General features: G+C 71.7%; 18 protein-coding genes and 1 riboswitch. Of the genes, 8 read left to right on the top strand and 10 right to left on the bottom strand.

The genetic code is table 11. From position 1 onward, the window contains the following. Positions 1 to 70: 70 nt before the first annotated feature. Together QA802_RS31345 and QA802_RS31340 are read right to left on the bottom strand one after the other, a co-directional pair. Positions 71 to 556 (bottom strand): hypothetical protein, encoded by a 486-nt coding sequence (locus QA802_RS31345; RefSeq protein ID WP_334529665.1) that lies wholly within the window; start codon positions 554 to 556, stop codon positions 71 to 73. A gap of 1 nt (position 557) precedes the next feature. Continuing rightward, positions 558 to 3,371 carry a bifunctional acetate--CoA ligase family protein/GNAT family N-acetyltransferase gene (locus QA802_RS31340; RefSeq protein ID WP_334529662.1) on the bottom strand — a complete coding sequence of 938 codons (2,814 nt, stop codon included), beginning with the start codon at positions 3,369 to 3,371 and terminating at the stop codon, positions 558 to 560. Positions 3,372 to 3,549: 178 nt separating this feature from the next. On the opposite strand from QA802_RS31340, the gene QA802_RS31335 reads away from it, so the two are divergent. Further along, the gene (locus QA802_RS31335; protein ID WP_015657377.1) at positions 3,550 to 3,831 is read left to right on the top strand and encodes an HPr family phosphocarrier protein; all 282 of its coding nucleotides are present in this window, start codon (positions 3,550 to 3,552) and stop codon (positions 3,829 to 3,831) included. 122 nt (positions 3,832 to 3,953) lie between these two features. On the opposite strand, the gene QA802_RS31330 is transcribed toward QA802_RS31335, so the two are convergent. From QA802_RS31330 to QA802_RS31315, 4 genes are all read right to left on the bottom strand, one after another. After that, positions 3,954 to 4,649, bottom strand: coding sequence for a GntR family transcriptional regulator (locus tag QA802_RS31330; RefSeq protein ID WP_334529657.1), 696 nt, complete (start codon positions 4,647 to 4,649; stop codon positions 3,954 to 3,956). 186 nt (positions 4,650 to 4,835) lie between these two features. Beyond that, positions 4,836 to 5,594, bottom strand: a complete 759-nt coding sequence (locus QA802_RS31325) for a M23 family metallopeptidase (protein ID WP_334529654.1) — start codon at positions 5,592 to 5,594, stop codon at positions 4,836 to 4,838. A gap of 14 nt (positions 5,595 to 5,608) precedes the next feature. Then, positions 5,609 to 5,776, bottom strand: a riboswitch (cyclic di-AMP (ydaO/yuaA leader). A 220-nt stretch (positions 5,777 to 5,996) separates the two neighbouring features. Continuing rightward, positions 5,997 to 7,385 (bottom strand): M16 family metallopeptidase, encoded by a 1,389-nt coding sequence (locus tag QA802_RS31320; protein ID WP_319170089.1) that lies wholly within the window; start codon positions 7,383 to 7,385, stop codon positions 5,997 to 5,999. Then, positions 7,382 to 8,731 (bottom strand): M16 family metallopeptidase, encoded by a 1,350-nt coding sequence (locus QA802_RS31315; protein WP_319170090.1) that lies wholly within the window; start codon positions 8,729 to 8,731, stop codon positions 7,382 to 7,384. Before QA802_RS31315 ends, QA802_RS31320 begins: the two co-directional genes overlap by 4 nt. Positions 8,732 to 9,002: 271 nt before the next feature. On the opposite strand from QA802_RS31315, the gene QA802_RS31310 reads away from it, so the two are divergent. Beyond that, positions 9,003 to 11,480, top strand: a complete 2,478-nt coding sequence (locus tag QA802_RS31310) for a DNA gyrase/topoisomerase IV subunit A (RefSeq protein WP_334529649.1) — start codon at positions 9,003 to 9,005, stop codon at positions 11,478 to 11,480. A gap of 450 nt (positions 11,481 to 11,930) precedes the next feature. On the opposite strand, the gene QA802_RS31305 is transcribed toward QA802_RS31310, so the two are convergent. Further along, complete coding sequence (locus QA802_RS31305) at positions 11,931 to 13,049, bottom strand: CobW family GTP-binding protein (RefSeq protein ID WP_334529646.1); 1,119 nt, start codon at positions 13,047 to 13,049, stop codon at positions 11,931 to 11,933. A gap of 322 nt (positions 13,050 to 13,371) precedes the next feature. Between QA802_RS31305 and QA802_RS31300 the strand changes: the two genes are divergently transcribed. From QA802_RS31300 to QA802_RS31275, 6 genes are all read left to right on the top strand, one after another. Further along, positions 13,372 to 13,929: a DUF6082 family protein gene (locus QA802_RS31300; RefSeq protein ID WP_334529643.1), complete on the top strand. Its 558-nt coding sequence runs from the start codon at positions 13,372 to 13,374 to the stop codon at positions 13,927 to 13,929. A 232-nt stretch (positions 13,930 to 14,161) separates the two neighbouring features. After that, positions 14,162 to 14,401 (top strand): hypothetical protein, encoded by a 240-nt coding sequence (locus QA802_RS31295; protein ID WP_319170094.1) that lies wholly within the window; start codon positions 14,162 to 14,164, stop codon positions 14,399 to 14,401. A 193-nt stretch (positions 14,402 to 14,594) separates the two neighbouring features. Then, on the top strand, positions 14,595 to 15,851 hold the full coding sequence (locus tag QA802_RS31290; RefSeq protein ID WP_334529640.1) for a citrate synthase: 1,257 nt from the start codon (positions 14,595 to 14,597) through the stop codon (positions 15,849 to 15,851). Positions 15,852 to 16,085: 234 nt separating this feature from the next. Beyond that, positions 16,086 to 17,027, top strand: coding sequence for a ferredoxin family protein (locus tag QA802_RS31285; protein WP_334529637.1), 942 nt, complete (start codon positions 16,086 to 16,088; stop codon positions 17,025 to 17,027). 203 nt (positions 17,028 to 17,230) lie between these two features. Then, positions 17,231 to 18,901 (top strand): sensor histidine kinase, encoded by a 1,671-nt coding sequence (locus QA802_RS31280; RefSeq protein WP_334529634.1) that lies wholly within the window; start codon positions 17,231 to 17,233, stop codon positions 18,899 to 18,901. Beyond that, positions 18,898 to 19,578, top strand: a complete 681-nt coding sequence (locus QA802_RS31275; protein ID WP_334529631.1) for a response regulator — start codon at positions 18,898 to 18,900, stop codon at positions 19,576 to 19,578. Before QA802_RS31280 ends, QA802_RS31275 begins: the two co-directional genes overlap by 4 nt. Before the next feature lie 68 nt (positions 19,579 to 19,646). On the opposite strand, the gene QA802_RS31270 is transcribed toward QA802_RS31275, so the two are convergent. From QA802_RS31270 to QA802_RS31260, 3 genes are all read right to left on the bottom strand, one after another. After that, on the bottom strand, positions 19,647 to 20,708 hold the full coding sequence (locus QA802_RS31270) for an ABC transporter substrate-binding protein (protein WP_334529628.1): 1,062 nt from the start codon (positions 20,706 to 20,708) through the stop codon (positions 19,647 to 19,649). A gap of 128 nt (positions 20,709 to 20,836) precedes the next feature. Further along, positions 20,837 to 21,700: an ABC transporter permease gene (locus QA802_RS31265; RefSeq protein WP_334529625.1), complete on the bottom strand. Its 864-nt coding sequence runs from the start codon at positions 21,698 to 21,700 to the stop codon at positions 20,837 to 20,839. Then, on the bottom strand, positions 21,690 to 22,505 hold the full coding sequence (locus QA802_RS31260; RefSeq protein WP_334529622.1) for an ABC transporter ATP-binding protein: 816 nt from the start codon (positions 22,503 to 22,505) through the stop codon (positions 21,690 to 21,692). Before QA802_RS31260 ends, QA802_RS31265 begins: the two co-directional genes overlap by 11 nt. Positions 22,506 to 22,545 lie beyond the last annotated feature (40 nt).

Raw genomic sequence — 22,545 nt, 5'->3', positions numbered from 1 at the left:
GACCCACTGACTGCGAGGTGCCGCTCGCGATCGCTTCCGGGGGCCGGGAGCAGGCGCGGGGCGCGTCTTCTCAGCGGTGGGGCCGGCACACCCACGGGGCGAACCGCTGCCCGGGGGGCGCGTCCTCGCGCGCGTACCTGAGCACGTGCTCCCGGACGATCTCGAGCCGCTCCGCGGCCACGAGGCAGGGGGTGGGATCGGGGCCGCCCGCGTCCGCGTCGAACGCGGCCACGACCGGGGGGCGTTCGCCGAGGCGGCGGTCCAGGCTCTCGAGTTCGCCGGGCGTCGGCTCCCGGAACACGGGGTCGTGGAAGGCCGCCGGACAGGCCACGAAGGCGGGGTCGGCGAAGACGAGTTCCAGGCCGTGGTGGTACGCGAGATCCGCGCCGGCCGCCAACCGGAACTCGCCGGGGGTCCAGGCCACGACGTCCCAGTCCCACCAGGACCCCTCGGGCAGGCCGACCGCGGGGTGCCGCACGGCCGCGGGGACCCCGGCCTCCAGCGTCCGCGCCGGCTCTCCCCCGTCCTTCGGCACCCGGGTCCGCCGTGCGTCCACCTCAGTACACCGGCAGGGTCCGCGGACCGAGGTCGTCGCGCGCGGGCGGGGGTGCGAGGCGGACGGACGCGCCGAGGACGCTCAGGCCGTGCGGGGCGACGACCACCGGCTCCAGGGTGACCGCGACGACCTCGGGGTGGTCGTCCACCAGTCGTGAGACGCGCAGCAGCAGCTCCTCCAGGGCCCTGGTGTCGACGGGCGTCGAGCCCCGCCAGCCGAAGAGGAGCGGGGCGGTCCGGATCGAGCGGATCAGCGACGTCGCGTCGCGGTCGGTGACCGGAACCAGTCGGTGCGCCATGTCCCCGAGGAGCTGCGAGGCGGCTCCGGCGAGCCCGAAGGACAGCACGGCCCCCGCCGCCGGGTCGATGACCGCTCGTACCACGGTGTCGACCCCGCGCGGCGCCATCGCCTGGACGACCGGCCGGAGCTCCTGGGGCCGCCCGAAGAGGTCGGTCAACTCGGCGTAGGCCCTGCGCAGTTGCTCCTCGTCGGCCAGGTCGAGACGGACGCCGCCCAGGTCGGCCCGGTGCCGCAGGTGCGGGGCGGTGGCCTTGAGGGCGACGGGGTAGCCGAGATCGGCGGCGGCCCGCGCGGCCTCGTCGGGAGAGGGCGCGGGGATCGCCCTGCGGATGCGGACGCCGTAACGGCCGAGCAGTTCGCCGGTCTCCTCGGCGCCCAGGGTGAGTCCCTGCCCGCGCGTGAGGAGCCCGTCGATCAGCGCGGCGGCGCCCCGCTCGTCGATGTCCTCGTACTCGGGCACCCGGCCCGGGTCCGCCGCCTCGCGCCGCCACTGGGCGTACTTCACGGCCTCCGCGAGGGCGCGGACGGCGCGTTCGGCGGCCGGGTAGGCGGGGATGAGGTGCGCTCCCGCCGGCGCCTCGACGACGGGGGGCTGCAGCTGCCCGGCGTCCTGCGCCGCGACACGCGCGCGTGGGCTCGCGCCCGCGCGCGGTGCGGTGCTCGCAGCGGCGGACAGCGCCGCCGCGAGGCCGCCGAGCTCCACGTGCACCACGAGCACCGGTTTGGCGGGGGCCGCGGCCGCGGCCGAGCGCAGGGCCTCGGCGAGTTCCGCGTCGCCGGGCGAGGTCTCCCCGATCGCCGGGATGGCCGTCACGACCACCGCGTCGCACGTCGCGTCGGCCAGGGCGCGCGTCAGTGCGGCGTGGAAGTCCTCCGCCGTGGCCTCCGTGGTCAGGTCCAGCGGAGGCAGGGGACGCAGCCCCTCCGAGAGGCAGGCGTCGTACGTGAGCAGTCCGAGGGACTCGGAGTTGCCGAGGATCGCGACGCGCGGGCCCGTCGGCAGCGGCTGACGGGCGAGGAGCAGGCCCGTGTCGACCAGTTCGGTGATGGTGTCCACGCGGATCACGCCGGCCTGCCGCAGCAGCGCCGACACCGTCGCGTGCGGCAGCCGCGTGGCCCGTACGGCGTGCCCCTGCGGGGCGGAACCGGCGCCCTGGACGACGACCAGGGGCTTGGCGGCCGCGGTGCGCCGGGCGAGGCGGGTGAACTTGCGCGGGTTGCCGATGGATTCCAGGTACATGAGGGCGACGTCGGTGTCGGGGTCGTCGTACCAGTACTGGAGGACGTCGTTGCCGGAGACGTCCGCGCGGTTGCCGGAGGAGACGAACGTCGACACGCCGGTGACGCCGGTGACCCCGCCGCCGCGCCGGTGCAGCCGGGACAGCAGGGCGATGCCGATGGCCCCGGACTGGGCGAACAGGCCGATCCGGCCCGGCCTCGGCATCTCGGGGGCGAGGGAGGCGTTGAGCCGCACCGCGGGAGAGGTGTTGATGACCCCGAAGGCGTTGGGGCCGATGATCCGCATGCCGTACGCGCGCGCGTGGCGCACGAGCTCGCGCTGCCGCTCGCGCCCGTCGGGGCCGCTCTCGGCATAGCCGGCGGACAGCACGACGAGTCCCTGCACGCCGTGTTCGCCGCATTCGGCGACGGCCGCGGGCACCTGCTCGGCCCGGACGGCGACGACCGCGAGGTCCACGGGCTCCGCGATGTCCCGGATCGAACGGTGGGCGGGCACCCCGTCCAGTTCCTTCAGGTCCTCGGGGAAGGCCTGGTTCACGGCGTGCAGGCGTCCGGTGAACCCGGCCGCCAGGAGGTTGCCGAGGACGCTTCGGCCGACCCCGCCCGGGCCGCGACCGACACCCACGACGGCGACCGAGCCGGGTGTCAGGAGCCGCCGTACGGAGTGCGCCTCGGCGCGCTGTTCCCGCGCGCGCTGCACGGCGAGGGAGCGCTCGGTGGGTTCGAGGTCGAACTCCAGGCGGACGACGCCGTCCTCGAAGCTGCGCTTCTGGGTGTAGCCGGCGTCCGTGAACACCTTGATCATCTTGTTGTTGGCGGGGAGCACCTCGGCGGCGAAGCGGCGGATACCGCGTTCGCGGGCGACGGCCGCGATGTGTTCGAGGAGCGCGGAGGCGACGCCGCGTCCCTGGTGGGCGTCCTGCACGAGGAAGGCCACCTCGGCCTCGTCGGCCGGCGCGGAGGCGGCCATGCCGTCCGGGCCGATGCGGTCGTACCGCACGGTGGCGATGAACTCGCCGCCGACCGTGGCCGCGAGTCCCACCCGGTCCACGAAGTCGTGGTGCGTGAACCGGTGGACGTCCTTCGCGGACAGGCGCGGGTAGGGCGCGAAGAAGCGGTAGTACTTCGACTCGTCCGAGACCTGCTCGTAGAAGCTGACCAGGCGCTGGGCGTCGTCGGCGGTGATGGGGCGCACGCGCGCGGTGCCGCCGTCGCGCAGCACCACGTCGGCCTCCCAGTGGGCGGGGTACTCGTGCCGGTCCGACGCGCTCTGCATGGGGCCCACACTACGGCTCGCTTCCGACAACAGCGCGAGGCAGTCTGGAGGGCGCACGTCGGGTCGAGGCCGCGATCCGACGGCCACATGGTGACGGGACACCCAGGGACCGTCCCTCACACGCTTCACGTGTGGAACACTGGTCTAGACAACCTGAGACACCGAAGGGCAGCATCACATGGCTGAGCGCCGCGTCAACGTCGGCTGGGCCGAGGGCCTCCACGCCCGCCCCGCTTCCATCTTCGTCCGGGCCGCCACGGCCGCAGGCATCCCCGTGACGATCGCCAAGGCCGACGGCAACGCCGTCAACGCGGCCTCCATGCTGGCCGTTCTCGGCCTGGGCGCCCAGGGCGGCGAGGAGATCGTCCTCGCGTCCGACGCCGAGGGCGCGGACGCCGCGCTCGACCGGCTGGCGAAGCTGGTCGCCGAGGGCCTCGAGGAACTTCCCGAGACCGTCTGAGCACCGCTGCATTCCGCGGTGAAGGGCTCGTCCGAATTACCGGGCGAGCCCTTTACATTTCCCGCCGACGGCAGCATGAGTAATCCCCCGTGAATTACCCGAACTTGTATACGGCTCTCGTGTTAATTCCGCAGGCCCGTCATGTTTACGGGACGTTGCGAAGTCCTCACACGGTCGGCGGCCTCGGTTCCCTGGGAAAAGCGCAGCCGGTGCGCGAGCGTCGCGCGCTCGGTGTGCAGCGCCGTGACCGCCCGCGCGCGCTCCCCGTCGCCGCGCGTCACCGCGTCGACGATGACGCCGTGCTCCGCCCAGGACTCCACGGGGTCGGCCGGCGCCTCCACCGCGTACATCCAGGCGATCTTGTGCCGGAGCTGGGTGAGCATCGATGCGAGGGCAGGGCTCCCGCAGGCCTGCGCGAGGGTCTCGTGGAACCAGCACCCCAGGGAGCGCAGATCGTCGCTGTTGCCCCTCCTGGCCCGCTCCTGGCCCAGCCGGACCAGGCCGCGCAACACCTTCAGATGGGCCTCCGTGCGCCGCTGGGCGGCCCGGGACGCGCCGAGCGGCTCCAGCAGCAGCCGCATCTCCAGCAGGTCCGCGGCCTCCTGCTCGGTGGGCTCCGCCACGCACGCGCCCGCGTGCCGCCGGATGACGACGAAGCCCTCGGCCTCCAGGGTGCGCAGCGCCTCACGGACGGGGACGCGCGAGACGCCGTAGCGGCGGGCGAGGAGTTCCTCGGTGAGGCGGCTGCCGCGTTCGTAGACACCCGCGACGATGTCGTCCCGGATGGCCGTGCACACCGAGTGCGCCGGAATTCGCATGACGGACCTCCGCCTTGATCCCCGTGAAACGTCGACGATTGACGCGTGTTCCGTGACTCTATTGCAATGAGCGGGAATTTCCGACGGGGAGCCGGAATCCAGGGATATTTTTTGGACAGCGGGGCCCCGGAAACGGCAAAGCCCCGGCCGAGGGGCCGGGGCCGAACGATCTGTCGCCGTCGGTCGTCAGATGCCGACGCCGTGCTGGCGGAGATAGGTGACCGGATTGATGTCCGAGCCGTACTCGGGGGTCGTGCGGGCCTCGAAGTGCAGATGCGGCCCCGTGACGTTGCCGGTGTCGCCGGACAGGCCGATGCGCTGCCCGGGGGTGACCGTCTGGCCCACCGACACCTCGATGGACGACAGGTGGGCGTACTGCGTGTACGTCCCGTCGTGCATCTTGATCACGATCTGGTTGCCGTAGGCGTCGCCCCAGCCGGCCTCGACCACGGTGCCGGATCCGACCGCGTGCACGGTGGTGCCACGGGCCGCGTGGAAGTCGACGCCGGTGTGGCTCCCGGAGGACCACAGCGAGCTGCTGGCCTGGTAGCCGGTGGAGACATAGGAGGCGGTGATCGGCAGCACGAAGGTGTTGAGGCGCTTGCGCTCGGCCTCACGGGCGGCACGCACGCGTGCCTCGCGCTCCTCCACGGCCTTCTTCGCGGCGGCCTTGCGGGCGGCCTCCTCGAAAGCGGCCTTTTTCTGCGCGGCGACCTGCTCGTCGACCTGGTCGGCCACCGACTCGGCGATGGACTCGCCGGCCGTGACGACGGGGATCAGACCGGTCTGCTCGGGGGTGGGCTGCTCGGCCGCGAGGGCCGGGGTGGAGGCGACGGTGGCCATCACACCGGTGGTGGTGAGCGCCGCCACGCCGACCGCGCGAGCGGTGGAACGCTGCATCCGGCTGGGCCGGCGGTGCTTCCCGGTGGCGCAGGTGAACGCCATGAAGTCAGGGGTGTCCTTTCCTTCCCTCTCGCCTACCGGGTTAGCTGACGGGTTCGGAGCAGGAAGGTCTCCTACGGACCCCCTCGCGTACACGCGGGCGTCCGATTCACCCCAGGGACTGCACAAAGTGGGTCCCCGGCTCCCCTGGCTCGCGCCGTACGGGGACTCGGCGATGACTGTCCGGTGCCGCGGCTGCGGCGCAGTGCCTGACGGACAGCCCGGATGAAGCTAAGCGGCAGGGGGTCCAATCCTCAAACGGATCACGGTTTTTGTAGCGCATCCCACAGGGCAGACAGGCAACCTCCGCCCCAATTCGGACAAACGGCAGCCCTGGTGACGCTCGGTCGACCAGGGCCCCTGTGCGTGCGTGCCGTTGTGCCGCGGCGGTCGGCGACCGGGCGACTACTCGGCGGACACGACCTTCACCTCGCCGATGCCCAGGGCCTCGACCGGTGCCTTGATCTGGGCCGCGTCGCCCACCAGAACCGTCACGAGACGGTCGACCGGGAAGGCGTTCACGGCCGCCGCGGTCGCCTCCACCGTGCCGGTCGCGGCGAGCTGCTGGTACAGCGTCGCCTGGTAGTCGTCGGGCAGGTGCTGTTCGACCTGGTCGGCCAGCGTGCTCGCGACGGCCGCCGCGGTCTCGTACTTCAGCGGCGCCACCCCGACCAGGTTCTGCACGGCGACGTCACGCTCGGCGTCGGTCAGCCCCTCGGCGGCGAGGGTGCGCAGCACCTTCCACAGGTCGTCCAGCGCGGGACCGGTGTTCGGGGTGTCGACGGAACCGCTGATGGCGAGCATCGCGGCGCCCGAGCCGTCCGGCGCGGACCGCAGGACCTGTCCGAAGGCGCGGACGCCGTAGGTGTAGCCCTTCTCCTCACGCAGGACGCGGTCCAGACGGGAGGTGAGGGTGCCGCCGAGGCAGTAGGTGCCGAGCACCTGGGCGGCCCACACGCGGTCGTGCCGGTCTGCGCCGATCCGGCCGATCAGCAGTTGCGTCTGGACGGCCCCCGGGCGGTCCACGATGACGACCCGGCCGGCGTCGTCGGCGGTCACCGGCGGCACGGGGCGGGGCTCGGCGGCGGAGCCCGTCCAGGCGCCCAGGGTGTCGCCCAGGAGCGCGTCCAGGTCGACGCCGGTGAGGTCGCCGACGACCACGGCGGTGGCCGTCGCGGGGCGGACGTGCTTGTCGTAGAAGGCCCGGACGGCCGCGGAGTCGATCTTCTCGACCGTCTCGGCGGTGCCCTGCCGCGGACGCGACATGCGGGCGGTGGCCGGGAACAGCTCCTTGGAGAGCTCCTTGGCCGCGCGCCGGGAGGGGTTGGCCAGCTCGTGCGGGATCTCGTCCAGCCGGTTGCGTACGAGGCGCTCGACCTCGCTGTCGGCGAACGCGGGCGCCCTGAGGGCGTCGGCGAGCAGACCGAGGCCCTTGGTCAGGCGCGAGGCCGGGATCTCGAGGCTGATGCGGACGCCGGGGTGATCGGCATGCGCGTCCAAAGTGGCGCCGCAGCGCTCCAGTTCGGCGGCGAACTCCTCGGCGGAGTGCTTGTCGGTGCCCTCGGAGAAGGCGCGCGCCATGATCGTGGCCACGCCGTCGAGACCGGCCGGTTCGGCGTCCAGCGGGGCGTCGAGCAGGATCTCGACGGCGACGACCTGCTGGCCGGGGCGGTGGCAGTGCAGCACCGTCAGGCCGTTGGCCAGGGCGGTGCGCTCGGGCGCCGGGAACGCCCACGGCTTGGCCTCGCCCGCCCGGGGCTGGGGGTGGAAGTCCATCGTGGCGAGCTCGGTCACCGGGCCGCCTCCTCGTTCTCGTCCTGGTCGGCGGGGGTTTCGGGGGCGGTGGGCTCGTAGACGAGCACCGCGCGGTTGTCGGGACGCAGGCGGGCCTCGGCGATCTCCCGCACCTCCTCGGCCGTCACGTCCAGCACCCGCTGGACCGCGGTCAGGGCGAGCTGCGGGTCGCCGAACAGGACGGCGAACCGGCACAGTTCGTCGGCGCGGCCGGCGACCGTGCCGAGGCGGTCGAGCCACTCGCGCTCCAACTGGGCCTGGGCGCGCTCCATCTCCTCGGCAGTGGGGCCCTCCGCGGCGAACCGGGCGAGCTCCTCGTCGATGGCCTCCTCGATGACGGGCACCTCGACGTCGCCGGACGTCTTCACGTCCAGCCAGCCCAGGGAGGGCGCCCCGGCGAGCCGCAGCAGGCCGAAGCCGGCCGCCACCGCCGTACGGTCGCGGCGCACGAGCCGGTTGTAGAGGCGGGAGGACTCGCCGCCGCCGAGGACGGTCAGCGCCAGGTCGACGGCGTCGCACGCGCGCGTGCCGTCCTCGGGCAGTCGGTAGGCGGCCATCAGGGCGCGGGCCGGCACCTCCTCCTCGACGACCTCGCGCAGCTGCCCGCCGATGACGTCGGGCAGCGAGCCGTCGCGCGGCGCTTGCTTGCCGTCGTGCCCGGCGATGGAGCCGAAGTACTTCTCGATCCAGGCGAGCGTCTGCTCCGGGTCGATGTCGCCGACCACGGACAGGACCGCGTTGTTGGGCGCGTAGTACGTGCGGAAGAACGCACGCGCGTCCTCCAGCGTCGCCGCGTCCAGGTCGGCCATCGAGCCGATCGGCGTGTGGTGGTAGGGGTGGCCGTCGGGGTAGGCGAGAGCGGTGAGCTTCTCGAAGGCGGTGCCGTAGGGAACGTTGTCGTAACGCTGGCGGCGCTCGTTCTTGACGACGTCGCGCTGGTTCTCCATCGACTCGTCGTCGAGCGCGGTGAGCAGCGATCCCATCCGGTCCGCCTCCAGCCAGAGGGCGAGCTCCAGCTGGTGTGCGGGCATGGTCTCGAAGTAGTTGGTGCGCTCGAAGCTGGTGGTGCCGTTCAGCGAACCGCCGGCGCCCTGGACGAGCTCGAAGTGGCCGTTGCCCTTGACCTGGCCGGACCCCTGGAACATCAGGTGCTCGAAAAGGTGAGCAAGGCCGGTACGACCCTTGACTTCATGGCGTGAGCCGACGTCGTACCAGAGGCACACCGCCGCCACGGGGGTCAGGTGGTCCTCCGAGAGCACCACGCGCAGGCCGTTGGCCAGGCGGTGCTCGGTCGCTGTCAGGCCCCCGGAGCCTGCCTGGGCTGTGGCCGTGTGACCCATGGGCATGTACGTCCCTTCCGATCGCGGACGCGGTCGTCGAAACCGCGGTTTTCCTGCCGGTCCTGTCACTGTATGCAAGCGTGCGGACAGGAGGCGAAGTTCCCGGACGACATACGCCGAGAGCGAGATCGCGTAGCCTGCGGGCAGCCGTGGACGAGGCGACTGAAGCGGGCGGGGCCCAAGGGCCGCCGCCGGGTCCTCGCCGCCCTGTCAGTGCCACGGTCCACAATGGTCCGCGTCAGATCCCGTCACACGCCCCAGCAAGGAGCCGGCAGCGATGGCCCGCCGCAGCACGAAGACCCCGCCGCCCGACGACTCGTACGAGGAGCGGATCCTCGACATCGACGTCGTCGACGAGATGCAGGGCTCCTTCCTCGAGTACGCGTACTCGGTCATCTACTCCCGCGCCCTGCCGGACGCCCGTGACGGCCTGAAGCCGGTGCACCGCCGCATCGTCTACCAGATGAACGAGATGGGCCTGCGCCCCGAGCGCGGCTATGTGAAGTGCGCCCGTGTCGTGGGCGAGGTCATGGGCAAGCTGCACCCGCACGGCGACTCCTCGATCTACGACGCCCTGGTGCGCATGGCCCAGCCCTTCTCCATGCGCGTGCCGCTCATCGACGGCCACGGCAACTTCGGCTCCCTGGGCAACGACGACCCGCCGGCCGCCATGCGGTACACGGAGTGCCGCCAGGCCGCGGCGACGAGCCTGATGACGGAGTCGATCGACGAGGACACGGTCGACTTCGCGCCGAACTACGACGGGCAGGAGCAGGAGCCGGTCGCGCTGCCCGCCGCCTTCCCGAACCTGCTGGTCAACGGCGCCTCCGGGATCGCGGTCGGCATGGCCACGAACATGCCGCCGCACAACCTGGGCGAGGTCGTCGCGGCCGCCCGCCATCTGATCCGCCACCCCGGCGCGGATCTGGACGCCCTGATGAAGTTCGTCCCCGGTCCCGATCTGCCGACCGGCGGCCGGATCGTCGGCCTCTCCGGCATCCGTGACGCCTACGAGAGCGGCCGCGGCACCTTCAAGATCCGCGCCACGGTCGCGGTGGAGACGGTCACGGCCCGCCGCAAGGGCCTGGTCGTCACCGAACTGCCCTTCACGGTCGGCCCCGAGAAGGTCATCGCCAAGATCAAGGACCTGGTCGGCTCGAAGAAGATCCAGGGCATCGCCGACGTCAAGGACCTCACCGACCGGGCGCACGGCCTGCGCCTGGTCATCGAGATCAAGAACGGCTTCGTGCCGGAGGCGGTGCTGGAGCAGCTCTACAAGCTGACGCCGATGGAGGAGTCCTTCGGCATCAACAACGTGGCGCTGGTGGACGGCCAGCCGCTCACGCTGGGCCTGAAGGAGCTGCTGGAGGTCTACCTCGACCACCGGTTCAACGTCGTGCGGCGCCGCAGCGAGTTCCGCCGCACCAAGCGCCGCGACCGGCTGCACCTGGTGGAGGGCCTGCTGACGGCCCTCGTCGACATCGACGAGGTCATCCGGCTGATCCGCTCCAGCGAGAACAGCGCGCAGGCGAAGGAGCGCCTGATGGAGCGCTTCGGGCTGTCGGAGATCCAGACCCAGTACATCCTGGACACTCCGCTGCGCCGCCTCACCAAGTTCGACCGCATCGAGCTGGAGTCGGAGAAGGAGCGGCTCACCGGGGAGATCGCCGAGCTGACCCGGATCCTGGACTCGGACGCGGAGCTGCGCAAGCTGGTCTCCGCGGAACTCGCCACGGTGGCCAAGAAGTTCGGCACCGAGCGGCGTACGGTCCTGCTGGAGTCGTCGGGCGCCACGGCCGCCGCCGTGCCCCTCCAGGTGGCGGACGACCCGTGCCGCGTCCTGCTGTCCTCCACAGGGCTGCTGGCCCGCACGGCGAACGGCGATCCCTTCACGGCGAACGCCGAGGACGGGGACGGGGACGGGGACGGCAAGCGCACCAAGCACGACGTGATCGTCTCGGCGGTGCCGGCCACCGCGCGCGGGGAGATCGGCGCGGTGACGTCCTCGGGGCGCCTGCTGCGGATCAACGTCGTCGACCTGCCGCAGCTTCCGGACACGGCGTCCGCGCCGAACCTGTCCGGCGGCGCCCCGCTGGCGGAGTTCGTGTCCCTCGAGGGCGACGAGACGGTGGTCTGCCTCACCACGCTCGACGAGTCGTCCCCCGGGCTGGCCATCGGCACGGAACAGGGCGTCGTCAAGCGCGTCGTGCCCGACTACCCGACGAACAAGGACGAGCTGGAGGTCATCACCCTCAAGGACGGGGACCGGATCGCCGGCGCGGTCGAACTGCGCACCGGCGAGGAGGATCTGGTCTTCATCACCGACGACGCCCAACTGCTGCGCTACCAGGCCTCTCAGGTGCGTCCGCAGGGCCGTCCGGCGGGCGGCATGGCGGGCGTCAAGCTCACCGAGGGCGCGAAGGTGATCTCGTTCACAGCCGTGGACCCGGCCGTGGACGCCGTGGTGTTCACCATCGCCGGCTCCCGGGGCACGCTGGACGACTCGGTCCAGACGACCGCCAAGCTGACCCCGTTCGACCAGTATCCGCGCAAGGGCCGCGCCACCGGCGGCGTGCGCTGCCAGCGGTTCCTGAAGGGCGAGGACTGCCTGTCGCTGGCCTGGGCCGGCCCCGTCCCGGCCAAGGCGGCCCAGAAGAACGGCCTGCCGGCCGAGCTGCCGGAGATCGACCCGCGTCGTGACGGCTCGGGCGTGTCACTGGCGAAGACGGTGAGCGTGGTGGCGGGGCCGATCTAACGCGGCCTGGGGGTACCGTTCCTGTGGACTGAGCAGAAGTGGGTCCTGCTCAGCCGCACGCCCCGGACGGTCTTGGGCGCACCGGTTACCGGCGTACTCGACCCCGGGGCAGCGACACGCATCCGGTGCGTGGTCCGAACCCGGGAGGCCGGCTCCCGCACGACCTGGACATATGGATACGGCCAAAGGCGACGGGGAGGCCCCGAGCCGTCTCGCTGGTGGAGCCGGGGCCCCGCACACCGGCGCCCTACCCGGCCTCCCAGACCGCACGGTCACCGTAGCCCGAACGACCCGTCGCGCCGCAAGCCCAGAAGCCGACCATCGCACGATCGAGCTGAAACGACGTTATGCATGCTCCAGAGCGAGCAGCTGACAACCCCCGGCCGAAGGCTGGGGGAGTGCCGTGCCGTGCCGGGCGTCGCGAGCCGGTGAACCTCTCCGGTCACGGCACTAGACCCCGGCCGCCTCGGGGAGGTCTTCCTCGGCTTCCTCGGGGTTCCGGACGAAGCGCAGGACGCCCCACATGCCGTGTTCGTCGGCGGGTGGGGCGTCGTTGCGACAGCCCGCGAGCTCCTCGCCCAGGGCTTCGGTGTCGATGGCGGCGCCGATGAGCACGAGCTGGCTGAGTCGGGCGCCGGCGGTCGGCCAGGGCTCCGGGTAGAAGCGCAGGAAGGGCCCGACCGCGTGCACGGCGTACCGGTTGACCGGGTCGTGCGGGCCGAAATCGACGTACCCCTTGATCCGGTAGAGCCCCTGCGGCCTCCTGTCGAGGAACCGCATCAGCCGGCGCGGGTCGAGGGGGACTTCGGAGACGAAGGACACGCTGTCGTAGCCGGTGTGCAGGTGCCCGCCGTGCGCATCCGCTTCGGCGTCGTGCGGATCGGCGTCGTGCGGATCGGCGTCGTGCGGATCGGCGTGCCGGTGCAGGTCGTCGAAGGACAGCTGCCCGATGCGCTCCTCGCTCGGCCGGCAGTCGAAGAGCAGCTCGGGGTCCACCCGGCCGTGGGTGGCCGGGACGACGGCCGCCCGGTCGGTGAGGGTGCGGACGAGCCCGAGGACGCGCTCGGGGTCCGGTGCGCGGTCGAGCTTGTTCACCACGACGAGATCGGCGAGGGCGAGATGCCGGTCGATCTCGGGGTGCCTCGCCCGGGTGTCGTCGAACTCGGCCGCGTCGACGACCTCGACGAGCCCGCCGTAGACGATGCCCGGGTGATCGCTGGCGAGCACCATGCGGACGAGTTCCTGCGGTTCGGCGAGGCCGCTGGCCTCGATCACGACGACGTCGATCCCGGTGCCGGGCCGGGTCAGTCGCTCGAGGTAGACGTCCAGTTCGCCGGCGTCGACCGCGCAGCACAGGCAGCCGTTGCCGAGCGAGACGGTGGAGTCGCCGAGTGCGCCGGCCACGGCCATGGCGTCGATCTCGATGGCGCCGAAGTCGTTGACGATCGCACCGATCCGGCTGCCCCCGCTGCGGTGCAGGAGGTGGTTGAGCAGCGTCGTCTTTCCGGAGCCCAGGAATCCGGCGAGGACGACGACCGGGATCTGCTGCGGACCGGGACTGTGTGCCACCGTGCGACCTCTCTGACACCTGTGCGTGCACCGGCTCACGACCCCGGCGCACATACGCGGACTGACTGCGCGCCCAGGATACGAGCCGGGTGAATGCCCGCGATGTGAACGATTGTCGGCAGCACGCGCGGGGCAGACGTCAGGCAAGGCGCTCTGGCGTGCGACCCTCGCTTCCCTCCGTGCGCCTCCTCTCCGCCTCCCCCGCCGATCAGAGCCGCTCGGCACTCTGGGAGACGGCAAGTGCCGCCCACCGCTCGCCGGTCCCCGTCTCGCCACCCGCACCCCGACGACCGGCGCACGGCCGCCTGATCCGGGGGTTGACATGGCCACACAGAAGTCACGGGCACGGGGACTGGTCCCCGTCGCCGCGGCGGGCCTCGGCCTGGCCGCGGGCGCCCTCGCCGCACTGGCCGCTCAGCGGCACACCCTCGACGCGCTGCGCGTGCGGCTCGAGCATCTCGAGACGGCGGCCCGGGACCAACGCCACACCAACCTCGCCCATCAGCAGCGGCTGCACTGGGAACTGCTGAGCAAGGCCATCGACAGTCCCGAACTGGCGGAGGTGCTGGACATCTTCGAGGCCCCGGCGTCTCCGCAACAGCGACGGCAGTACCTCTTCGCGAACGCGCTCTACACGAACCTGTTGTTCTACTACCGCATCGGCAACCTCAGCCGTGAGGAGTTCCACGGCCGTATGCGGGGACTGCTCCAGAACCCGGTCGTGCGCGGGTACTGGTACGCGACGCAAGGCCAGCGGGCCACCCTCCCGAACGATTCGGACGAGGCGAGTCTGGGGCGCATGGTCGACGAACTCCTGCGCCGGCTCGAGGAAGCGGACATCGACGAGTGGTGGGTGGTGGGCGAGCCCCCCGTCGACTGAGGGCGCGCGTCGGCAGCTTCACGCCTACGGGCGATAACAAACGGATGAAGTAGGGCGTTGTCCCAGGCGCGGCTGGGGTTGACTCACACGTGATCGCGTAGGGCGACCCCATAAGTCCGTCGCTCACGCCGCCGGATGACGAACGCGCCCCACAGGGCGGCCTTCGCGCCCCGCAGTCGCCGTGCGCGCACTCTTCAGCGAAGTTCACCCGTGAAAGCCAGAGGAACCAACAGTGAGTCAGATCATCCGTCGGATCGGTGTGCCCCCCTGCGAGCGGGGGAGCACGGGAGGCGGGAACTGCCCCGACATCTTCGAGTTGGCCGACGGGAGCTTCGCCGTGATCGGCCGGGACATGACCGACAAGCTCGACGGGGAGCTGCCGTCCGACGCGTCCCGCGCCGACTACGAGCGCATCGTCGTGATCACTCGGGAGACGCTGGTGCGCGCCAAGTCCGACATCCCCGACGCGTGAGAACGCCCTGGAGCTGATCCTCGTCCTCGACTCGACTCGACGCGCCTCGCCGGAACGGCGGGTCGGGATGACGAGCGCCCTGCGGTCCGGCACCTCGCGGTGCCGGACCTTCCACGATTTCGGGCCGGACTCCTGCCCTTCCGGCATCCACATTGATCGAATCAACCCGAGGAGATGTGGATACGGTGCCCCCATGCGTGATCAGGAACCCGGTCCCGGCCGCCTCGAACGACGGCTGAGCACCACAGAGGCCGCCGAGTTGCTCGGGGTGAAACCCGAGACGGTGTACGCGTACGTCAGCCGCGGCCGGCTGGGCAGCAGACGCACCCCCGGGGGCCGGGGCAGCACCTTCGACGCCGGGGAGGTCGAGGCCCTCGCCCGGCGCAACAGGCGCGAGACCGACGGGGCTCCCAGGCCCGGGACGGAACTGTCCGTACGCACCCGCCTCACGTCGATCGACAAGGACCGCTGCTACTTCCGCGGGGTCGACGCCGTCGAGCTGGCCGGCCGGCACTCCTACGAGGAGGTCGCCGAATGGCTGTGGACCGGGCGGCTGCGCCCCGGAGCCGTCTTCACGGCCCCCGCCGAGTCCGTCGAGGCCGCCGTCCGAGCCGTCGACGCGCTGCCCGAGCACACCGGCACGACCGACCGTCTGCGGGTCGCAGCGGTGGCGGCGGCGGCCGTGGACCCGTTGCGGTTCGACCTGTCCGAGGAGGCCGTGCTCGGTACCGCGCGGACCCTGATCCCCACGTTCGTCGCCGCCCTGCCCCCGCGACGGCACGGGGACCGCACCGAAGGTCCACTGGCCCGCCGCCTGTGGGGGCGGCTCAGCGGACGCCCCGTCGAGGAGGCACGGCTGCACGTCCTCGACACGGCGCTCGGCCTGCTGGCCGACCACGACCTGGCCGCCTCGACACTCGCCGTGCGGGTCGCCGCCTCCGCCCGGGCACACGCCTACGCCGCCGTCTCCGCCGGGCTCGGGGTGCTCGAAGGGCCGCTGCACGGCGCGGCCGGCGGGCTCGCCCACCGCATGCTGTTGGAGGTGCTCGACCTCGGCAGCGCCGGCCCCGTGATCGCGGAGGAACTGCGGGCCGGCCGCCGCATCCCCGGCCTCGGCCACTCGCTGTACTCCGGCGAGGACCCACGCGCGGGTGCGCTGTTCGCGCTCCTGGAGGACATCCCCGAGGCCGTGCCCGCCCTCGACGCCGCCCGGGACGTCGTCGCCACGACCGCCCGTCACTCGCCGCTGCACGCCAATGTGGACCTGGCCCTCGCCGTGTTCACCGTGTCCTGCGGCATGGAGCCCTCAGCCGCCGAGACGGTCTTCGCCGTGGCCCGTACGGCGGGCTGGATCGCCCATGCGCTGGAGGAGTACGGCGAACGGCCCCTGCGGATGCGCCCGAGCGGCCACTACGTGGGCCCCGAACCGCCTCAGCCCCTGCCGAAGTAGCCCTGGCCGGCCTGGCAGTCCTGCCGCCAGGACGGCCAGGCCGGCATGGACGGCCAGGGCAGACTCGGCGGTGTGTTGCCCTGAGCCGGGCGGGCCGGGCGTCGGCCCCCGACCGCCCGGGCGGGCCGCGCGCTCGACGGCCCGCGCGGTGTCACGGCCCGCGCCACCGGACCGTGTGAACCGTGTGAACCGTCCGGAAGTCGTCTGGCGGCAACTCAGGTTAGGCTCACCTCTGTGAGTACGTGCGCGACCGTCTCGCGGGACCTCGGCGAGCCCATCGCCGGAACCGCGGCCACGGCAACCACCTGGCTGCTCCTGGAACAGCCCGGCCCCTGGGGTGCCCCTGCACTGGTCTCGAGCCATCTGGACCCCGCTCTGGGGCGTGCCCTGGAGGCCGCCGCGCAGGACACGGGTGTGCGCGTCGCGCTCATCCGGCGCCCCGGTCGCCACGCGGACCTCGGCGCACCGGCCTTGCGGCAGGTGTACGCGGCCCACACCGTTCCCGGACGCGTGTGGCTGCACGGCGCCACCACCCACGACCCGCGCCGACTGCTGGACCTCGACTTCGCCGCGCTCGGCCGGGGCGAGCACCACACGTTCGACAGCGTGCTGGGCGGCGAAGCCCACACGGGCGACCCGCTCGCCCTTGTCTGCACCAACGGCAAGCAGGACCGATGCTGTGCGCTGCTCGGCCGTCCGCTGGCCGCGGAGCTCGCCGCCTCGGGGGTACGGGGAGCCTGGGAGGTCACTCATCTGGGCGGTCATCGCTTCTCCCCCACCCTGCTCGTGCTGCCGCACGGCTACGCGTACGGCCGGGTCGCGGCGCACACGGTCAAGGAGGTGCTGCGCGGCGTCCAGGAAGGCCGGATCGTCGCGGAGGGCTGCCGGGGCAGCTCGGCCTGGGAGCGGCCCGGCCAGGCGGCGGAACTGGCGGTGCGCGCGGAGACCGGCGAGGACGCCGCCGGGGTGCTGAGCGTCGTGCGCACGACCGGTGGCACCTCCCGCCGGGAGGTGACCGTCGCGCACACGGACGGACGCCACTGGCTGGTCGTCGTGGCCCAGGGCGCCTCACTGCCGCCCAGGCCGCAGAGCTGCGGCACATCGGTCCTCGGTTCGCCCGCGCGGATGGACGTGGTGGCGGTGCACGAACTGGCGGGCGCCGCCCCGGCACGATGACGGGCCGCACGGGACGGGACGGGCCGCACGGGACGGGACGGGCCGCACGGGACGGGACGGGCAGTACTGGACGGGACGGGCCGCGCGGCTTGGGACGGACCGCCCGCGCACAGTCGGCCGAACCGTTTCCTCTTGAGCCGGTCAAGAGATCCACGTCACCCACCCCTTCGGCTGCGCGGGTCGGCCCACGTACCGTCTGGGGTATGAGCCCCACTCCCCCCGCCCGCCGGCTGCGCCTCGGAATGCCGCGGCGCATGTTCTCGCAGGTCCTGCTGATGCAGCTGGCGATCGCCGCGGGTGTCGTGGTGCTGGCGACCGGACTGTTCCTCGCCCCCCTCAGCAATCAGCTGGACGACCAGGCGATGCGCCGGGCCCTCGCCATCGCGCAGACGACCGCGGCGATGCCCCAGATCGCCGAGGACCTGCAGAGCACCCGGCCCTCGGTCGACGGCCCGGTGCAGCGGGAGGCGGAACGCATCCGCAAGGCCAGCGGTGCCGAGTACGTCGTGGTGATGGACCTCCACGGCACGCGCTGGTCGCACACGGACCTCAAGCAGGTCGGCGGTCATGTCTCGACGGATCCCAGCGAGGCACTGGCGGGCAAGGACGTCATGGAGATCGACAGCGGCACCCTGGGCCGCTCGGCCCGCGGCAAGGTCCCCCTGCGCGACGCCGACGACGACATCATCGGCGCGGTCTCGGTCGGCATCGAGTACGACAGCGTGCGGGCCCGGCTCATCCACGCCATCCCCGGGCTGTTCGCGTACGCCGGAGGCGCCCTCGCCGTCGGTGCGCTGGCCGCCTGGCTCATCTCCCGGCGGCTCCACCGGCAGACCCGCGACCTGGCCTTCTCGGACATCTCCGCGCTGCTCTCCGAGCGCGAGGCGATGCTGCACGGCATCCGGGAGGGCGTCGTGGCCCTGGACCGCGCCGGCCGCGTCCGGCTGCTCAACGACGAGGCCCAGCGTCTCCTCGGCATCGGGGACGAGGCGGTGGGCACGCCTCCCGACGAGGCGCTCGGCGAGGGACGTACCGCCGACGTCCTGGCCGGCCGGGTCACCGGCACGGACCTGATCGCCGTGCGCGGTCATCGCGTCCTGGTCGTGAACCGGATGCCCACCGACGACGGCGGGGCCGTGGCCACCCTGCGCGACCGCACCGAACTGGAACAGCTCGGCCGGGAACTCGACTCCACGCGCGGTCTCATCGACGCGCTGCGCGCCCAGGACCACGAGCACGCCAACCGCATGCACACCCTGCTCGGGCTGCTCGAACTGGAGATGTTCGACGACGCCGTCGACTTCGTGGGGGAGGTGGTCGGCGACCACCGGGCCACCGCGGAGCAGGTGACGGAGAAGATCGGCGACCCCCTGCTCGCCGCCCTGCTGGTGGGAAAGGCGACCGTCGCGGCCGAGCGTGGCGTCGCCCTGTGGGTCTCCGACCGGACCCGTCTGCCGGACCGGCTGATCGATCCGCGCGGACTGGTCACGGTCGTCGGGAACCTTGTGGACAACGCGCTCGACGCCGTCGCGGGCACTCCGCACGCGCGCGTGGAGGTCGAGCTGCGGGCGGAAGGCCGTACCGCGGTCCTGCGGGTGCGGGACACCGGGCCCGGGATCCCGGACGAGCAACGTGAGTTGATCTTCACCGAGGGCTGGTCGACGAAGAAGCCGCCGGCGCACGGCAAGCGGGGCATCGGGCTCTCGCTGGTGCGCAGGCTCGCCGAACGGCAGGGCGGCAGCGCCACGGTCGGTGAGGCGGCCGGCGGGGGCGCGGAGTTCACCATCGTCCTGCCGGAGGCACTGACCGAGCCGGACCCGGAACCCGTTCTGGCCGCACCGGCGCTCGGCGCCGTCGAGGAGGAGTCACGATGATCGAGGTACTGGTCGTGGACGACGACGCCAGGGTGGCCCGGGTCAACTCCGCATACGTCGAGAAGGTCCCTGGCTTCCATGTCGCCGGCGAGGCCCACAGCGCGGCGGACGCGCTGCGCCAGCTGGAGCTGCTGCCTCACCTCGACCTCGTCCTACTCGACCACTACCTGCCCGACGACACGGGTCTGGAGGTCGTCCAGGAGATGCGCCGGCGTGGCCACCAGACGGACGTGATCATGGTGACCGCCGCGCGGGACGTCTCGACCGTGCAGGCCGCGATGCGCCAGGGCGCGCTGCAGTACCTGGTGAAGCCGTTCGCCTTCGCCGGTCTGCGCGGCAAGCTGGAGGCGTACGCGGATCTGCGCCGCACGCTCGACGGCGGGGGCGAGGCCGAGCAGGCGGACGTCGACCGCATCTTCGGCGCGCTGTCCGCTCCCTCGGAGCCCGGTCTGCCCAAGGGCCACTCCCCCACGACCGCCGAACTCGTGCGGCAGTCCCTGATGAACGCCGAAGGGCCGCTGTCGGCCCAGGAGATCGCCGACCGCACCGGCGTGAGCCGACAGACCGCCCAGCGCTATCTGAAGCTCCTGGAGCGCACGGGGAGGGCCCGGCTGACCTTGAAGTACGGCGACGCGGGCCGCCCGGAACACCGTTACGTGTGGGCGACCCGCGCCTGACAGCACGGTCCTCGAGGCGACGCCGACGGCGCGGGGCCGTCGATGCGCGGCGGGCGGCTACGCGGCCGTCAGCCCGTCGCCTTGGAGACGAACTCGGTCGTGTACGTCTTGTCCAGGTCCACCGTGGCGTTCTTGATGGTCGGGTTGAACGCCTTGAGGACCTTCTCGACGGTCTCGGGCCCGTTCTTGGGCATCACACCGTCCACGGTGAACATCGGCAGCGTGTTCTTGATGGCCACCGAGTAGAGCATCTTGTTTCCCTGCGAGTAGTCGGCCGGCATCTTCTCGGCGATCTCGGAGGCGCTGTGGGTGGACATCCACTTGAGCGTCTTGACGAATGCATTGGCCAACTTCTGGACGGTGTCCTTGTGACCGTTGACCCAGTCCGTCTGCATGTACAGGCTCGACGACGGATACGGTCCGCCGAGCGCCTCCTCCGAGCCCTGCGGGGTGCGCATGTCGACGAGGATCTTGCCGGCCTTCTTGTCGAGGACGGTCGCGACGGTCGGGTCGGTCGTCATCCCGGCGTCGATGGAGCCCTGCTGGAGCGCCGCGATGAAGGTCGGACCCGCGCCGACGGCGACCGGGGTGAAGTCGCTGACCTTCACTCCGTTCTTCACGGCGAGGTACTTGGTGAGGAAGTCGGTCGAGGAGCCGAGGCCCGTGACGCCGAGTTTCCTGCCCTTGAAGTCCTCGGGCGAGTCGATGTCGTCCTGTGCGTCGGTGGAGACGATCTCGACCTCGCCCGGTGCGTGCGAGAACTGCACGACGGACTCCACGTCCTTGCCCTTCACCTGGAGGTCGAGGGTGTGGTCGTAGAAGCCGACGGCGCCCTGGACCTGGCCCGAGACGAGCGCGGTCTCGGCCTGCACCCCGGCCGGCTCGCTCAACAGTTCGACATCGAGCCCCTCGGCGTCGAAGTAGCCCAGCCGCTGGGTGAGCATGGCCGGCAGGTAGATGACCTTGTCCAGGCCACCGACCATGATCTTGACCTTCGTCCCCTTGCCGTCCCCCTTACTGCCCGAGCCGGTCGACGCGGTGCTCGCCGCGTCGTCGGCACAGGCCGTGAGTGAGGTGAGGGCGAGCAGGCCGGCGGCGGCGAGGGCCGTGTATCTGACGGTTGTGCGCATGACGGGTTCACGTCCTTGTGAGAAGGCGATACCAGGGAAGGGCAGTACCGAGGGAGGCGATACCTGGGGAGGCGATACCTGGGTGTGACGAGTGGACGAAAGTCTCGAAGGACCGATCAACGAAGAGATCAGCCGTCGGAGCCGGCCGGCTTCCAGCGGAAGATGCGGCTCTCGGCGAAGGTCAGCAGTCCCTCGGCGACCAGGGCGACGGCGGCGAGGATGACCATGGCGGCGTACACGCCGGCCGCGTTGAAGGTGCCCTGCGACTGCGCGACCAGCAGGCCGATGCCCTTGGTCGCGCCGATGTACTCGCCGACGATGGCGCCGATGAGCGCGAACCCGAAGCTGACATGAAGGCTGGTGAAGATCCAGGACGTGGCGGACGGGATGACCACCTGGAACGTCACCCGCCGATCACTCGCGCCGAGGATGCGGGCGTTGGCGACAAGGTTGCGGTCGACCTCGCGAGCGCCCTGGAAGGCGTTGAAGAAGACCGGGAAGAAGACCAGGACGACGGCCGAGGCGACCTTGGAGGCCGGGCCGAGGCCGAACCAGATCACGAAGATCGGGGCCAGCACGATCCTCGGTATGGAGTTGAGCACCTTGATGTACGGGCCGAGGACATCGGCGAGAAAGGCGATCCGCCCGAGCGCGATACCGCACACCACACCCGCGGCCACACCGATGACCCACCCCAGCAGCGCCTCGTGGAGCGTGTACCAGATCTGCTCGCCCAGTGAACCGAGAGCGGTTCCGTGCATCACCCAGGTGTAGATCTGGTCCCAGATCTTCGTGGGCATCGAGAAGTTGAACGGATCGATGATCTCGGCCCGGGAGAGCGCCTCCCACAGACCGAGCACGGCCACCAGGAGCAGCGCTCTCGAGGCCATGACGAGGGCCTTGCGCCTGCGTGCGGCACGCGCGCGGGAGTGGGCGCGGTCCGGCGCCTTGGCCGTGCCGACGACCGGCGTGCTGAGAACGTCAGGCGACATGTGCGGCACCTCTTTCACGGGTGATGCGGACCTCTTCACCGAGGGACTCCCAGATCTCGCGGTAGATCTCGATGAACCGCGGCTCCAGGCGCACCGACTCGACCTTGCGCGGACGCGGCAGGTCGATGTCGAAGACCTGCTTCACGGTGGCGGGGCCGGCGGTCATCACGACGACCCTGTCGGCCAGCGCGATGGACTCCTCCAGGTCGTGGGTGACGAACACCACGGACGCGCCGGTGCCCTCCCACAGTTCGAGGAGCTCGTCCGACATCAGCGCCCGGGTCTGCACGTCGAGCGCCGAGAACGGCTCGTCCATGAGCAGGATCTCGGGGTCGTTGACGAAGGTCGCGGCGAGGGCGACGCGCTTGCGCTGGCCACCGGAGAGCTGATGGGGATAGCGGTCCTCGAAGGCGGCGAGTCCGACCCGGTCCAGCCACTCACGGGCCCTGCGCTTGGCCTCCGCTTTGGGCACACCGCGGAATCGGGGCCCGGCCATGACGTTGGACAGGACCGTACGCCACGGGAAAGTCGCGTCCTGCTGGAAGACGAAGCCGACGTTGTCGCCGACGCCGCGCACCGACTGACCGGTGACCAGCACCTCGCCCTGGGTGGGCTCTTCCAGCCCGCTGACCAGGGTCAACGTGGTCGACTTGCCGCAGCCGGTCGGTCCGACGACGGCCACGAACTCACCGCGTGCGACGGTGAGGTCGAGGTCCCGCACAGCGGTGTGCGGGGCCCCCGAAGGGGTCCTGAAGACCTTGCTCGCACCCCGCAGCTCGATGGCGGGGCTGGTGTGTGCGCTCATGGCCCGGGACGGTAGAGGCGAGCGGCGGGACTGGAGCAGC

This window comes from Streptomyces sp. B21-105, assembly GCF_036898465.1.
In the GTDB taxonomy this organism is placed as follows: domain Bacteria; phylum Actinomycetota; class Actinomycetes; order Streptomycetales; family Streptomycetaceae; genus Streptomyces.
Note: the sequence above shows the minus strand (reverse complement) of the source record. Positions and strands in the feature narration are given on the sequence as shown.